The sequence below is a fragment of the Streptomyces sp. NPDC050738 genome, assembly GCF_040654175.1.
In the GTDB taxonomy this organism is placed as follows: domain Bacteria; phylum Actinomycetota; class Actinomycetes; order Streptomycetales; family Streptomycetaceae; genus Streptomyces.
Map to the genome: position 1 here is coordinate 197,389 of NZ_JBFAHN010000005.1, position 14,042 is coordinate 211,430.

Here is a 14,042-nt window from a genome sequence, read left to right on the forward strand (position 1 = left end):
GAAACCAGGCGTCATCTGAAATTCCCGGCTTTACGGGTCCAGGTCGTCCGCGGCGCGCTCGTCCCAGATCCGCATCGCCTTGGCGGTCACAGGACCCGGCTCCCGCTCCAGCAGACGTCCGTCGGCGCGGACGACCGCCTGGACGTCGCGCAGGGTCGAGGTCAGGAAGATCTCCTCGGCGCGGTCCAGGACGTCCAGCGGCAGGTCGGTCTCCTTGGCTCCGGCCCATTCGACGGCCAGGGCACGGGTGATACCGGCCAGGCAGCCGGATGCGACGGGCGGGGTGTGCAGTTCGCCGTCCAGTACGACGAAGACGTTGGAGCCCGTCCCTTCGCAGAGCTGCCCCACGGTGTTCGCGAACAGCGCCTCGGACGCGCCCTGTTCATGCGCCCTGGCGAGCGCGACGACGTTCTCCGCGTACGACGTCGTCTTCAGTCCGGCGAGCGCGCTGCGCTCGTTGCGCGTCCAGGGGACGGTGATCACGGCGGTGGTGTCGGGCCTGCGCGACGTCTCTCCCACCGCGACCACGAGGGTCGGGCCCGCGTCGCCGCGGTCGGAGCCGAGCGGGGAGAGCCCGCCGGTGAACGTGATGCGCAGCCGGCCCAGCGGGACGGGGTTGGCTTCCAGTACCGCCGCACACGCGCGCCGTACCTCGTCCAGGTCCGGGTCGGGCAGTCCGAGTCCGCGCGCGGAGCGCGTCAGCCGGTCGAGGTGGCGGGTGAGAGCGAAGGTCCGGCCCTCGGTCGCCTTGACCGTCTCGAAGATGCCGTCGCCGACGGTCAGCCCGTGATCGAGGACGGAGACCGTCGCCGCAGCCGCGTCCCGCAGACCGCCGTTGACCCAGATTTTCATGCCGTGGTCCTCCCGCTCGCTGTGTACGCGCCCGACGCTACAGCCAGCAGCCGGGAGGCCTTCAGCTCGGTCTCCTCCCACTCCCGTACGGGGTCGGAGCCCCAGGTGATGCCCGCGCCCGTACCGAACCGCAGGAGCGGTCCGCGGTCCTCGGCGCGGTCGATCCAGAAGGTGCGGATCCCGACGGCCAGTTCCGCCGTGCCCCGGTCGGCGTCGACCCAGCCGATCGCCCCGCAGTAGGGGCCGCGCGGTGCGGTCTCCAGCGCTTCGATGATCCGCAGCGCGCTGGACTTGGGCGCTCCGGTCACCGAGCCGGGCGGGAAGGCGGCGTCCAGGATGTCCTGCCAGCCGGCCTTCTCCTCGAGCTCGCCGCGGACGGTCGAGACAAGATGGACGAGACCTGGGTGGGGTTCGATCGCGCAGAGTGCTGGGACGGTGACGGAACCGGGGGTGCAGACGCGGCCCAGGTCGTTGCGGACCAGGTCCACGATCATCACGTTCTCCGCGTGATCCTTTTCGAGCAGGTCATCGGCGGTCCGGCCGGTGCCCTTGATCGGGCCGGACTCGACGGTGCGGCCGTCGCGGCGCAGAAAAAGCTCGGGGGAAGCCGTCGCTATCTCCACTCCGTGTGCGGGCAGCCGGATTGTCCCTGCGTACGGCGCCGGGTTGCCCCTGGCCAGCAGCGCGGTCAGGGCGTCGACGTCGGCGCGGTCCGGGTCGGGCAGCGGGGCGCTCTGCACCCGGCAGAGGTTGGCCTGGTAGACCTCGCCCGCCGCGATGTGGGCCCGGATCGTCCGGACACCGGCGATGTAGGCGTCCCGGTCCAGCGAGGACGCCCAGTCCCCGGTCGCGGGACCGCGCCAGCGCCCCGGTCCCGGGGCCGGCACCGCTTCCGTACGAACGTCCCCGAAGCGGGCACAGACCAGACGCCCCTCGAAGTCCGCGGCGACGGCCCAAAAGCCTGAGGAGTCGAGAGCTGTGGGGTCGCTGGTGACATCACGCAGGTCACAGGCGACACGGCCGCCGAAGCGGGCCAAAGGAGCGAGGTCGTGCACGGGTGAGAGTCTAGAGCGGGCGCCGGGCTGCCGCTCCGGAGGTAACGCACCGCAGCACGCTGCACAAACGCGTTTTTGTACTGGCCCCGGAATCCGCTAGAGTTCAACACGTCGCCGGGACGCGCAAGCGAAACGGAAACGACAAGCGGACGTAGCTCAGTTGGTAGAGCACCACCTTGCCAAGGTGGATGTCGCGAGTTCGAGTCTCGTCGTCCGCTCGATGTGGGGGATCTTCCCGAACCCCCGTATTCACTCCTGGTGGAGTGGCCGAGAGGCGAGGCAACGGCCTGCAAAGCCGTCTACACGGGTTCAAATCCCGTCTCCACCTCTTTGCGCGATTAGCTCAGCGGGAGAGCGCTTCCCTGACACGGAAGAGGTCACTGGTTCAATCCCAGTATCGCGCACGCAGTAGGATGCATTACCGGTCCGCAAGGATCGTCCCGCGCGATTAGCTCAGCGGGAGAGCGCTTCCCTGACACGGAAGAGGTCACTGGTTCAATCCCAGTATCGCGCACGCAGTTCAGTAGAAAGCCTGGATGTTTTCGCAGGTCACCCGCGCGATTAGCTCAGCGGGAGAGCGCTTCCCTGACACGGAAGAGGTCACTGGTTCAATCCCAGTATCGCGCACGTGAAGCACCGGAGCCCCGGCCGTCCCAGACGGCCGGGGCTTCGTCGTTCCTCCCGGTCAGGAGGAGAACAGCATGTGGCCGAAGCCCTTGTTGCGGTGGTGCCCGCCGTGGTGACCGCCGTAGTGGCCGCCGCCGTGCTGCTGCGGGGCGCCCCAGGCGGGTGCCGGCGCTGACGGGTACGCCTGCGGGGCGGGCGGCGGAGGCGGCGCCTGCTGGCCCCACTGCGACTCGAGGCGGGTCAGCGACTCGAGCTCCCCGTAGTCCAGGAATATCCCCCGGCAGCCGCTGCACTGCTCGATCTGGACGCCATTGCGGTTGTACGTGTGCATCGGTGCATGGCACTTGGGACACTGCATGCTCGGCTCAACTCCTCGCCGTCGGTACGTGACCTGCTCACCTTACGATGACGGATCGCGCGCCAACTCGGGCGGGAGAGCGGCAATTCGGACACAGGATGCGAGCATCGCCCGCTCCGCTTCGTCGAGTTCGCGCCGCTCGGCCGTCGACTTGGCCAGGGCGAGGGCGGCTGTCTGGACGGTGAGCGCGCGGGCCGGCACGTCGAGCAGGGGCCAGGGATCTCCGTCGGGGGGAACCGCCGGGCCACCGGCGGCGCGGTAGGCGTCCAGGAAACGGGTCCAGGTGTCCGGCGGGAGCAGGCCTGCGGCGTACCAGGCCGCCGGGCGGGCCAGGTCCCAGGCGGGGTCGCCGAGGCCGAGGTCGTCGATGTCGATCAACTGCCAGGGGCCGGTGGGTGCGGGATGCCTGACGAGCTGTCCCAGGTGGAGGTCACCGTGACAGAGGTACGAGGGCCCGGGCGCCCTGACCTCGTCCCTGGCCCAGGCGGGGAGGGCCCGCCAGGCCCGCAGAACGGGCTCGGCGGCGGACAGGTCGGCTCCTGCCGCTGCCATACGGGCCAGAGCCCGCGCGGCTTTGGCGGGGCCCCGCATCGGGGGAAGCGGGCCGGGGAGGGCTGCCGGGTCGACGGCGTGGAGGCGGGCCAGAAGGGCCGCGGCCTCCTCCCAAGGGGCGGCTTCGGGGTCGGCCGGGTCCACGGGGGCGCCGTAGGGCCAGGTGGTGACGGGCCGGGCGGCCGGTACTGGCGGCGCCAGTGGGGGCAGCAGGATGCCGGCGAGGAGGAGGTGCGCGGCGACGGCCACGCGGGTGTCAAGAGCGCCGGGATCCGTATCGGGGGCATGGGACTTGGCCACGGCGTCGCCATGCCGGACGACCGCGCCGTCGGGACGGTCGGCCAGGATGGTGGCACCGTTCGCGCAGGCGTGGCAGGGCACGTGCGGCGTGGGGCGGTGGGCGGCCGCCTCGGCGGCGGCGTACAGCGCGCGGGCATCGGCGGATGCGGTCATGGTCTCCCCCGGTGCTGGTGCGATGCGGTCCCCTCGGGGGAGCGTACGCGCAGGCGGGCATGCTGCCCGGCGGTGGCTCTCTGCGCGACGCCGGGCCCCACCCTCGCCGGACGGAGTCCGGCGCAGCGGGCCGAAGCCCGTGGGGCGCGCCAGCGCCGCACGGTGCGAGGTCCGCATCAAAAAACGGTGCCCGGCGCAGCGGGCCGAAGCCCGTGAGGCGCGCCAGCGCCGCACGGTGCGAGCACCGCATCAAAAAAACGGTGCCGGAAAGCGCGATGTCCGGTCAGCTCCCCAGCTGACCGGACAAACGCTGCCGTCCGCCGCACCCCCGTCCCCACGGGGTTGTTGGCCGGATGTTCTTGGCCCGGGCCGCTCTCCCGGATCCTGGACGCCGCTCAGCGCCCGAGCATCACGCCCACGGACGACGCTTGTGTGGACACTGCTTCCCAGCCGCCGAAGACGAAAAGGAGCAGGACCGCCAGGGGAAGGACCATGACGGCCGCCACCAAGGGGTGGCGGGTGCCGGAACGGCGGGTGCCGAACGCGGCGTACGCCTTGCGTCCCTGCGTGCGGATCATCGTCCGCGATGCCGTGTCGGCCATGGTCCCTCTCCTGTCGAGTTGGCAAGCGGCGGGTGTCTGACCTCGGGGGACGAGTGCTGCACCCGCCGCTTGACTTCAAATCTAGGCGCGCCGTGCGCCCCGGGCGTCATGCCCTCGTACCGATTCCCGGGCCTCCAGGAGGATGAGCCGAGTACTACCGGCGTACTCCCCAGGGTGGAGAGCGGGCGCTAGGACTTGGGGTCTTCCCTGAGGGGTCGGGCCTCCAGCTCGGAGGAGTCCTCCCTGGGGACCGGCTGCTCCACCAGGGCCAGCACCCGGGTGGCCATGAAGCGCGCGGTGCGCACCACCGAGCCGCTGCGGGTGACTTCGCTCACTTCCACCACCCCTCTGCGGACCGCCGTCTCCACCCGGCGTCCCGCCCTGCTGGCCACCACCTCGTACGTACGCGTCGTATCTCCGGCGTCCACCACTATCTCCACGCGGTCACCCTTCATCGTCCCAATCCCCCTTCTGCGACGCATCATTGAGTTCTCGCCCGGGTCAAGGGGCCTTGGATCCCCGGCCTCCTGACCACTCTTCAAGTTTCCCACCCGGCACTGACAATCGGTCGGGACGTGAGGGCGCGGCCTATGAGCACACCGGGCCACGGGTACGTAAGCTGTGCCTCGTCAGACGGACCGGGCAGCGGGGATGGACATGGCGATGATGCGGCTCCGGCGCGAGGATCCGCGTGTCGTCGGTTCGTTCAGGCTTCACCGACGACTGGGCGCGGGCGGCATGGGGGTGGTGTACCTCGGCTCCGACCGGCGCGGGCAGCGGGTGGCGCTGAAGGTGATCCGCCCTGATCTCGCGGAGGACCAGGAGTTCAGGTCGCGGTTCGCGCGGGAGGTCTCGGCCGCCCGGCGGATCCGCGGTGGGTGCACGGCACGGCTGGTGGCCGCCGATCTCGAGGCCGACCGGCCCTGGTTCGCCACGCAGTACGTCCCCGGGCCCTCACTGCACGACAAGGTCAATGACGAGGGGCCGCTGTCGGCCGCCGAGGTGGCCTCGATCGGGGCGGCGCTCTCCGAAGGGCTCGTGGCGGTGCACGAGGCCGGTGTGGTCCACCGGGATCTGAAGCCGTCCAATATTCTTCTGTCGCCCAAGGGGCCGCGGATCATCGACTTCGGCATCGCGTGGGCGACCGGGGCAAGCACCCTGACGCATGTCGGCACGGCCGTGGGCTCTCCCGGATTCCTCGCGCCCGAGCAGGTGCGCGGCGCCATGGTCACCCCGGCGACGGACGTCTTCGCGCTGGGCGCCACGCTGGCCTACGCCGCCACCGCGGACTCGCCCTTCGGGCACGGCAGTTCAGAGGTCATGCTCTACCGGGTGGTGCACGAGGAGCCTCATCTGTACGAGGTCCACGACGCGCTCGAACCTCTGGTGCGCGCCTGTCTCGCCAAGGACCCCGGGGACCGCCCCAGCACGCTCCAACTCTCCATGCGGCTCAAGGAGATCGCGGCCCGCGAGGCCCAGGGGCTCTCCGAGACGCGGCCGCCGGCACAGCGCCGCGAGTCGCAGCTCGACCGGCCCACGGGGCGGCTCACCGAGCGCTACACGGAAGAGCATCAGCAGACGCAGCGGCGTACGAACGGAACGTCCGGGTCCGGGGTCCGCTCGCAGGCGCCGCAGGCCCCGCGGCCCTCCTCGTCCCGCAACGGAGCCCGCCCGCCGGCCCCCCGTGACACCTCGGCGCGCACCGGGGCGCGCCCCGCCGGCAGCCGCCCGGGTACGACCAGGCCTACGGCTTCGGGGCGGCGGACGGGGCCCAGCCCGCGGATGATGCGGCAGCGACTGATCGTGTTCGTCGTGGTGACGCTGATCGTGCTGCTGGGGATCGCCGCCGCTCAGAAGCTCTGAGCGGCCCGTCCGTTCAGGCGGTGGGGCGGCCCGTCGCCACCGCGTAGAAGGCCACTGCCGCGGCCGCTCCCACGTTGAGCGAGTCGACGCCGTGCGCCATCGGGATGCGTACCCATTCGTCGGCTGCGACCAGCGCCTGCGTGGAGAGGCCGTCACCCTCCGCGCCGAGCATCAGCGCGACCCGGTCCAGGCGGTGCGGGGCGGCGTCGTCGATGTCCGAGGCCTTCTCGTCGGGGGTCAGCGCGAGGAGCTGGAAGCCGGCTTCCCGTACCGTCTCCAGGTCCCGGGGCCATGACTCGAGGCGGGCGTACGGGACCGAGAAGACCGCGCCCATCGAGACCTTCACCGAGCGGCGGTAGAGCGGGTCCGCGCAGGCCGGGGAGAGCAGCACCGCGTCCATGCCGAGGGCCGCCGCGCTGCGGAAGATCGCGCCGATGTTGGTGGGGTCGATGACCGACTCCATGACGACGATCCGGCGGGCCGTCCGGAGCAGTTCGTCGGACGTGGGAAGCGGCTTGCGCTGCATGGAGGCGAGGGCTCCGCGGTGCACGTGGAACCCCGTGACGCGCTCGGCGAGCTCGGGGCTCACCGCGTAGACCGGCGCCGGAAGCTCATCGATGACGTCGCGCATGACATCGACCCACTTGGCGGAGAGCAGCATCGAGCGCATCTCGTAGCCGGCGTCCCTGGCCCGTCTGATGACCCTTTCGCCTTCGGCGATGAACAGACCCTCGACGGGCTCGCGCTTGCGCCGGAGTTCTACGTCGGTCAGGCCCGTGAAGTCGCGCAGGCGCGGGTCGTCCGGGTCCTCGACAGTGATGAGATCAGCCACGGGGTGATACTGCCTTGTCCTGGGTGTGGTGCCAATGCGGGAAGCAGAGTCGGTTACTGCGGGTTACGCGTGGGGGTGCGGTTCGGTGTGTGCCGGGCCGACGTTCACGACCGGGCCGATGACGATGACGGCCGGGGGGCGTACGTCCTGGGACTTCGCCGTCTCGGCGACCGTGGCCAGGGTGGCGTCGACGCGGCGCTGGGCGGCCGTGGTGCCCTCCTGGACGAGGGCCACCGGGGTGTCGGCCGACTTGCCGTGGGTGATGAGCGTCTGCGCGATCGCGCCGATCTTGTCGACGCCCATGAGGATCACCAGGGTTCCCTGGAGCTTCGCCAGGGAGGGCCAGTCGACGAGGGAGCGGTCGTCGTCGGGGGCGACATGGCCGCTGACCACCGTGAATTCATGGGCCACACCGCGGTGGGTGACCGGGATTCCGGCGGCGCCCGGTACGGAGATCGAGCTGGAGATGCCGGGGACGACCGTGTACGCGATGCCTTCGGCCTCCAGGGCGATGGCCTCCTCCATGCCGCGGCCGAAGACGAAGGGGTCGCCGCCCTTCAGACGGACCACCGCCTTGCCTTGCTTGGCGTGGTCGATGAGGGCGTTGTTGATCGCTTCCTGGGCCATGTAGCGGCCGTAGGGGATCTTGGCCGCGTCGATCACCTCGACGTGCGGCGGGAGTTCGTCGAGGAGGTCGCGCGGGCCCAGGCGGTCGGCGATGACGACGTCCGCCTCGGCGAGGAGACGCCGGCCGCGGACCGTGATCAGGTCGGGGTCGCCGGGGCCGCCGCCGACCAGTGCGACACCGGGGGTGCGCGTGCGGTGGTGAGGGGCCGTGAGGGTGCCGTCGCGCAGGCCCTCGACCACCGCGTCGCGGACCGCGGCGGAGCGGCGGGGGTCGCGGCCGGTGAGGACGGCGACGGTCACGCCCTCGCTGCGGCCCGTTGCCGGGGTCCAGGCGGTGGCCGCTTCGGCGTCGTCGCTGCGGACGCACCAGGTGCGGGTGCGTTCGGCCTCGGCGGAGGCGGCGTTGTTCGCCTCCGTGTCGGTGGAGGCGATCAGTGCGTACCAGGTGTCGGCGAGGTCGCCGTCCTGGTACGGGCGCTTCTCCCAGCGGATCTCGGCCGACGCCGCCATCGCTTCGACCGAGGGGGTCGCGGAGGGGGAGATCAGGACGATGTCGGCGCCGGCCGCGATGAGCGCCGGGAGCCGGCGCTGGGCCACCTGGCCGCCGCCTACTACGACTACGCGTCGGCCGTCGAGGCGGAGTCCGACGGGGTAGGCGGGGTGGTCGGCCATGGCGGGGCTCCTCGGGCGGGGGTGCGTGCGTGTGTTTGTGTGCTGGTGGGAGGCGGTGCGGCTTACCTTACGGGGGCCGGGTGGGCGCGGTGTTTCGGGGAGCTCCGGTGGGGTGGGGCCGGGTCGTGAGGAGGACTCCCCTGGCCCGCCCCTTCCCGAAACCGGGGGCTGTGCCCCGGGCCCCCTGGCCAGGGTCGGGGGGGCGGGGCACAGCCCCCCGGGCCCCCGCTCCTCAATCGCCGGAGGGGCTTGAATTTGGTTGGCGTGCGCTGGATTTCGCCCGGCGCGCGCTCGATTGCGCAGGCGTACAGAGATGGTCTGGCGGGCACCTCTGTCCCTGCGCCGGGCTCGGTCGCGGAGGCTACTTCTCCGTCACGCCCGCCGAGTCGAACGTCGCCACCTCGTGCATGGCCCGCGCCGCGCTCTGCACCACCGGGAGTGCCAGCAGTGCGCCTGTGCCCTCGCCCAGGCGGAGGTCCAGGTCGACCAGGGGACGCAGGCCCAGCTTGTTCAGGGCCGCCACGTGGCCGGGCTCCGCGCTGCGGTGGCCCGCGATGCACGCGGCCAGGGCTTCGGGGGCGATCGCCCGGGCCACCAGGGCCGCGGCTCCCGCGCTGACTCCGTCCAGGATCACCGGCGTACGGAGAGACGCACCGCCGAGGATGAAGCCGACCAGCGCCGCGTGCTCCAGGCCGCCGACCGCCGAGAGGACGCCGATCGGGTCCGCCGGGTCCGGCTTGTGGAGCTCCAGGGCGCGGCGGACCACGTCCACCTTGCGGGCGTGCATCTCGTCGTTGATGCCGGTGCCGCGGCCGGTGATCTCGCTCGGGTCCTGGCCGGTGTAGACGCTGATCAGGGCTGCGGACACCGTGGTGTTGGCAATGCCCATCTCACCGGTGATCAGCGCCTTGTTGCCGGCCGCGACCAGGTCGCGGGCCGTCTCGATACCGACCTCGATCGCGGAGAGTGCCTCGTCGCGGGTGAGAGCGGGGCCCGTGGTGAAGTCGGCGGTGCCGGGCCGGACCTTGCGGGGCAACAGGCCCGGGGTGGCCGGGAGTTCGCCCGCGACGCCCACGTCGATGACGCAGACCTCGGCGCCGACCTGGTTGGCGAAGGCGTTGCAGACCGCTCCCCCGCCGAGGAAGTTGGCGACCATCTGCTGGGTCACTTCCTGGGGCCAGGCCGTGACGCCCTGGGCGTGCACTCCGTGGTCGCCCGCGAAGATCGCGACGGCCGCGGGCTCCGGGATCGGCGGCGGGCACATCCGGGAGAGGCCGGAGAGCTGAGCGGAGATGATCTCCAGCATGCCGAGCGCACCGGCCGGCTTGGTCATCCGCTTCTGGCGCTCCCACGCCTCGCCGAGCGCCTTGGCGTCCAGCGGGCGGATGTTGGTGATCGTCTCCTGTACGAGGTCGTGCGGCTCCTCGCCGGGGAGCGCCCGGCGTCCGTACGTCTCCTCGTGGACGACCCAGGAGAGCGGGCGGCGCTTGGACCAGCCCGCCTGCATCAGTTCAGGCTCCTCGGGGAACTCGTCGACGTAGCCCACGCAGAGGTAGGCCACGACCTCGAGGTGCTCGGGGAGGCCGAGGGACCTCACCATCTCGCGCTCGTCGAAGAAGCTGACCCAGCCGACGCCGAGGCCTTCCGCACGGGCGGCGAGCCAGAGGTTCTCGACGGCGAGTGCCGAGGAGTACGGGGCCATCTGCGGCTGGGTGTGCCGGCCGAGGGTGTGGCGGCCGCCGCGCGTGGGGTCCGCCGTGACGACGATGTTGACCGGGGTGTCGAGGATGGCCTCGATCTTCAGTTCCTTGAACTGCTTGGCCCGGCCCTTGGGGAGGGATTTGGCGTACGCATCGCGCTGGCGCTGGGCCAGTTCGTGCATGGTGCGCCGGGTCTCGGCGGAGCGGATGACGACGAAGTCCCAGGGCTGGGAGTGGCCGACGCTCGGGGCGGTGTGGGCCGCTTCGAGGACGCGCAGCAGCACCTCGTGCGGGATGGGGTCGCTGCGGAAGCCGTTGCGGATGTCGCGGCGTTCGCGCATGACGCGCAGCACCGCTTCGCGCTCGGCGTCGTCGTAGGCAGGGGCGGGAGCGGGAACGGACTCGCTCTCCTCGGCCACCGGCGGTTCGGCGATCTGCTCGGGCTCGACGGGCGCGGGCTCGGCCTCGGGTGCGGTCGCCTCCGCCGCTTCCGGCTCCTCGGCCACGGGAAGTTGGGTCGCGGGGCCGCCGTCGCGGGGCGCCGGAACGGTCGCTGCCGCGTCGGGCTCGGCAGCAGGAGCGGGGGCGGCGACAGGGGCTTCCGCGGGTGCGGGCATCTCGACCGGCTCGGGAGCCGGGGCCACCTGCTGCTCGACGATCGGTTCCTGCTCGGGCTCCGGCGTCTGTACGGGCTCGGGCTCCGGCATGGTCATGACGGCCACCGGCGTCGGGGCGAGGTGGGGAGTGGACGGGAGCGATCCCTCGACCGCCACGAACTGGCCCGAGGACTGGGCCTGGGGCTGGGACTGGGCCGGGGCCTGGGGCTGGGCCTGGACGGGCTCTGCCACGAACGGCGTCGGCGTCTCCGCCACAGCGGCTACGGCTGCGGGGGCCGGTGCCGGCTCGGGGACCACAGGGGCCACCGGTGTCACGGGTGCCGCGAGCGGAGCGGGCTGCTCGGCGGGCGTCTGCGTCTGCTGCACGGCCGCGACGGGCACAGGCGTCCGGGCCATGACCGGTTCGGGAACGACCGTTTCTGCTGATGCTGCCGGGACTCCCGTGACCACCGGGTCCGCGGTGAACTGGGGCGGCGTCGCGGCCTGTACCGGCGCGGGCGTGTGGACCTGCGCCTGGGCCGGGACCGGCTGCGGCTCAGGGGTCCAGACCGGGGCCTGCGACGGGATCTCGCCGAGCTGCGGTCCGGGCAGCCCGAGCTCGCCCTCGGCGGGGATGTCGAAGTACTCCGGTCCTGTGGTCGGCGGCCCCGGGTTGCGTACGGGAACGGGGTTCGCCGGCGTCGCGGTGGGTCCGCGGTCGGCCAGCGAGCGCACCACACCGGCGGACGCGTCGGGGACCGGCGGGCCCATGTGCAGCGGCCTGCGGGCCGGCGGAGGCGTCGGCGCCGAGGTGGTGGCCGGGGCGACCGCCTGGAACTGGGCGCGTACGTCGCTGAGGTCCACGGAGCCGGAGTCCCGGCCGCCCGCCTCGTGGGCGCCGTACTCGGAGCCGGGTGCCGGTGCAGCGGCGGCGACGGGCTGCGGATCGCTCCAGGCGCCGGCCGAGGCGGGCATCAGGAGCAGATCGTCGTCTTCGGCGGTGTTCTCGGAGGGGTCGAGGAAGGTGTAGGCGCCGGGGGCGGGGATGCCCGGCTGCTCCACCATGCCTGCGTTCTCCGGCTGTCCCTCGCCCGGGATCTGGCCGGTGTCAGTCATGCGTACCCCTCGCCCATCGACTAGCGCTCTTTCAGTACCGCCGTACCACACCGGGACCCCAATAGGGGCCCTTTTTCAGGACATTGGCGTATGAAATGCCGAACGTCCAGCCGCGGTACAACAGTCGGCCAGCCTACCCCGCGCCGTACTGGGGCAGGGTCAGGGGGAGGAACCGTCTCGACGCCCGGACACCAGGAAGACGACGGAGCGCTCGCGCTCGGTCCAGGCGTGAGTGTCCAGGTCGACGGATTGCAACAGGGCACATTCGACGGTGTATCCGCCCTCTGCGAGGGCCGCTCCGACCGCCTCCGCCTCGTCGCGCGTGGCGGCGTGCGTCACGATTCGCTCGGGCCTTCGGTCGGCACAGGCTGTGACAACTGCCACGCCCCCACCGCCGATCCGGACCACGTCCGGCTCGGGCAGCCGCTCCAGTACGTGCGGTGCGCGGCCCTGAACCGCCTGCAGTTGTACGCCGAAGCGCCGGGCGGCGGCCTCCGTCCGTGCGCAGGCGCCCGAGTCGGCGTCGACGGCGATCACGGCCGCGCCGAAGCGGGCCGCCTCGATGGACAGTGCGCCGCTGCCGCAGCCGATGTCCCAGACCAGGTCGCCGGTGCGCGGGCCCAGACGTGCCAGTTGGGCGGCGCGCAGTCCTGCCGACTCGCCCTCGCCGAGGTTCTCCCCGTACTCGGCCTCGGGCAGCGCCCAGCCGCGTACCGGCGCGGTGTCGCGCAGGCCCGTACCGCCGATGACGATGACGACATTGGGGTCGCGCCAGGCGTGGTCGGCGACCTTGTCGGAGGTGAGGACGGTGACCTGTTCGCGCTCGGTGCCCAGCTCCTCGCAGATCACGAAGGTGCGGTGGACGCCTTCGAGGAGGAGGGCGAGCTCGGCGGGGCCCGCGCCCGGCGAGGTGAGGACGGCGACCTTGGCGTGGGCGCGGCAGACGTTGACGGCGCGGCGCAGTGTGCGCGGGTGGGCGACGACGACCTCAGCGTCGTCCCAGGGCATTCCGGCGCGCGCGAAGGCGGCTGCGACCGAGGAGACCGCGGGGACGACCTCGACCTCGAGGCCGTGCTCGGGGGCGCGCAGGGTGCGTACGACGCCGTGGAATCCGGGGTCCCCGTCGGCGAGGACGACCGCGCTGCCGCGGTGTCCGGCGATCCGGCGCGCGGCGAGGTCCACGCTGCCCAGGCGGATCCTTTCGGCGCCCGGCGGGACCTCGGGAAGCGCCAGGTGGTGTGCGGCCCCGGCCACCAGGGTGGCGGCGGAGAGGGCGGACCTGGCGGCGTCGGTGAGCGGCGAACCGTCCCAGCCGATCACCGTGACACGGTCGGCCATCGTCGTGAGTCTCCTGGAGTCGTCGCAGGTGGGGCGGGGCAGGACCGTGAGACTACCTGCTGCGGCGGCGGCCGTGCACAGGGTCAGTTCCAGTCGGGGAAGGTTCCGTAGCCGTTGGCGTCGGCCATCAGGTCCGGGACGCCGTCGAGGTCCTCGGGCAGCAGGCTCCAGACGATGAGGTCGGTGCGGATGTCGGTCCAGCCGCCGTCGGTGCCGTTCTCGGTGCGGCTGCGCGCTATCCAGGCGTTGCGCAGGACCCCCTCGCTGATGCAGCCGATCTTCTGTGCGACCTGCTGGGACGCGGTGTTGTCGGCGGGGGTGCGCAGTTCGATGCGCTCGAACCTCTGGTCGCGGAAGAGCCACTGGGCGACGGCGAGGACCGATTCGGTGGCGTACCCCTCGCCGCGGGCCCAGGGGGCGGTGACGTAACGGACCTCGGTGGCCAGGGTGCGCCAGTTGGTGGCGCGGAGGTGGACGGTGCCGACGAGGCGCTGGGTGAGGAACTCGGTGACGGCCAGGACGATGCCGCGGCCCGCGGTGCGCTCGGCGGGGGCGATCCTGCGGACCCAGCGTTCGCCGTCGATCTGGCGGTACGGGTGCGGGGCCGAGGTCCAGGCGGTGACCATCTCGTCGTTCATCATGTCGGTCAGCGACGGGATGTCCGCCTCCTCGAACGGGCGCAGCACGAGCCGGTCCGTACTGATGGAGATGTCCGGGAAGGTGCTCGTCATGTGCTGCTCCATGGGGCAGGGACCGTCGCGTCGTAAAGGCACAGCATGCAGCATGTGGACGGTGGTGT

The 14,042-nt window shown here is 72.0% G+C and carries 12 protein-coding genes and 5 tRNA genes; 6 read left to right on the top strand and 11 right to left on the bottom strand.

Going from position 1 to position 14,042, the window contains the following annotated elements; genetic code table 11:
• Positions 1-30 precede the first annotated feature (30 nt).
• Both AB0H78_RS15280 and AB0H78_RS15285 read right to left on the bottom strand, forming a co-directional pair.
• On the bottom strand, positions 31-852 hold the full coding sequence (locus AB0H78_RS15280) for an aminodeoxychorismate lyase (protein ID WP_363234852.1): 822 nt from the start codon (positions 850-852) through the stop codon (positions 31-33).
• On the bottom strand, positions 849-1,907 hold the full coding sequence (locus tag AB0H78_RS15285; RefSeq protein ID WP_363234853.1) for a chorismate-binding protein: 1,059 nt from the start codon (positions 1,905-1,907) through the stop codon (positions 849-851). Before AB0H78_RS15285 ends, AB0H78_RS15280 begins: the two co-directional genes overlap by 4 nt.
• Before the next feature lie 145 nt (positions 1,908-2,052).
• On the opposite strand from AB0H78_RS15285, the gene AB0H78_RS15290 reads away from it, so the two are divergent.
• The 5 genes from AB0H78_RS15290 to AB0H78_RS15310 all read left to right on the top strand — a co-directional run bounded on the left by AB0H78_RS15290 (position 2,053) and on the right by AB0H78_RS15310 (position 2,534).
• A tRNA-Gly gene (locus AB0H78_RS15290) sits at positions 2,053-2,125 on the top strand.
• Positions 2,126-2,164: 39 nt separating this feature from the next.
• Positions 2,165-2,235: transfer RNA gene (locus tag AB0H78_RS15295), tRNA-Cys, on the top strand.
• 4 nt (positions 2,236-2,239) lie between these two features.
• Positions 2,240-2,311 (top strand) — tRNA-Val (locus AB0H78_RS15300).
• Positions 2,312-2,349: 38 nt separating this feature from the next.
• Positions 2,350-2,421: transfer RNA gene (locus AB0H78_RS15305), tRNA-Val, on the top strand.
• 41 nt (positions 2,422-2,462) lie between these two features.
• A tRNA-Val gene (locus AB0H78_RS15310) sits at positions 2,463-2,534 on the top strand.
• 58 nt (positions 2,535-2,592) lie between these two features.
• Here AB0H78_RS15310 and AB0H78_RS15315 read toward each other — a convergent pair.
• The 4 genes from AB0H78_RS15315 to AB0H78_RS15330 all read right to left on the bottom strand — a co-directional run bounded on the left by AB0H78_RS15315 (position 2,593) and on the right by AB0H78_RS15330 (position 4,954).
• Positions 2,593-2,892, bottom strand: a complete 300-nt coding sequence (locus AB0H78_RS15315; protein ID WP_363234854.1) for a zf-TFIIB domain-containing protein — start codon at positions 2,890-2,892, stop codon at positions 2,593-2,595.
• 42 nt (positions 2,893-2,934) lie between these two features.
• On the bottom strand, positions 2,935-3,897 hold the full coding sequence (locus AB0H78_RS15320) for a phosphotransferase (RefSeq protein WP_363234855.1): 963 nt from the start codon (positions 3,895-3,897) through the stop codon (positions 2,935-2,937).
• 395 nt (positions 3,898-4,292) lie between these two features.
• Positions 4,293-4,499: a hypothetical protein gene (locus AB0H78_RS15325; RefSeq protein WP_363234856.1), complete on the bottom strand. Its 207-nt coding sequence runs from the start codon at positions 4,497-4,499 to the stop codon at positions 4,293-4,295.
• 188 nt (positions 4,500-4,687) lie between these two features.
• Entirely contained in the window at positions 4,688-4,954 is a 267-nt protein-coding gene (locus tag AB0H78_RS15330) for a hypothetical protein (protein WP_329114506.1), read from the bottom strand.
• Positions 4,955-5,156: 202 nt separating this feature from the next.
• On the opposite strand from AB0H78_RS15330, the gene AB0H78_RS15335 reads away from it, so the two are divergent.
• A complete protein-coding gene (locus AB0H78_RS15335) occupies positions 5,157-6,362 on the top strand; it encodes a serine/threonine-protein kinase (RefSeq protein WP_363235153.1) in 1,206 nt (401 codons plus the stop codon).
• 13 nt (positions 6,363-6,375) lie between these two features.
• Here the strand turns inward: AB0H78_RS15335 and AB0H78_RS15340 are convergent, their stop codons facing one another.
• The 5 genes from AB0H78_RS15340 to AB0H78_RS15360 all read right to left on the bottom strand — a co-directional run bounded on the left by AB0H78_RS15340 (position 6,376) and on the right by AB0H78_RS15360 (position 13,974).
• Positions 6,376-7,194, bottom strand: coding sequence for an RNA methyltransferase (locus AB0H78_RS15340; RefSeq protein ID WP_363234857.1), 819 nt, complete (start codon positions 7,192-7,194; stop codon positions 6,376-6,378).
• A gap of 63 nt (positions 7,195-7,257) precedes the next feature.
• Entirely contained in the window at positions 7,258-8,493 is a 1,236-nt protein-coding gene (gene cobA, locus AB0H78_RS15345; RefSeq protein ID WP_363234858.1) for a uroporphyrinogen-III C-methyltransferase, read from the bottom strand.
• A gap of 361 nt (positions 8,494-8,854) precedes the next feature.
• Positions 8,855-11,905, bottom strand: coding sequence for a nicotinate-nucleotide--dimethylbenzimidazole phosphoribosyltransferase (gene cobT / locus AB0H78_RS15350; protein WP_363234859.1), 3,051 nt, complete (start codon positions 11,903-11,905; stop codon positions 8,855-8,857).
• Positions 11,906-12,064: 159 nt separating this feature from the next.
• Positions 12,065-13,243 carry a precorrin-6y C5,15-methyltransferase (decarboxylating) subunit CbiE gene (gene cbiE, locus AB0H78_RS15355; protein WP_363234860.1) on the bottom strand — a complete coding sequence of 393 codons (1,179 nt, stop codon included), beginning with the start codon at positions 13,241-13,243 and terminating at the stop codon, positions 12,065-12,067.
• An 83-nt stretch (positions 13,244-13,326) separates the two neighbouring features.
• A complete protein-coding gene (locus AB0H78_RS15360) occupies positions 13,327-13,974 on the bottom strand; it encodes a GNAT family N-acetyltransferase (protein WP_363234861.1) in 648 nt (215 codons plus the stop codon).
• Between the last annotated feature and the right edge of the window lie 68 nt (positions 13,975-14,042).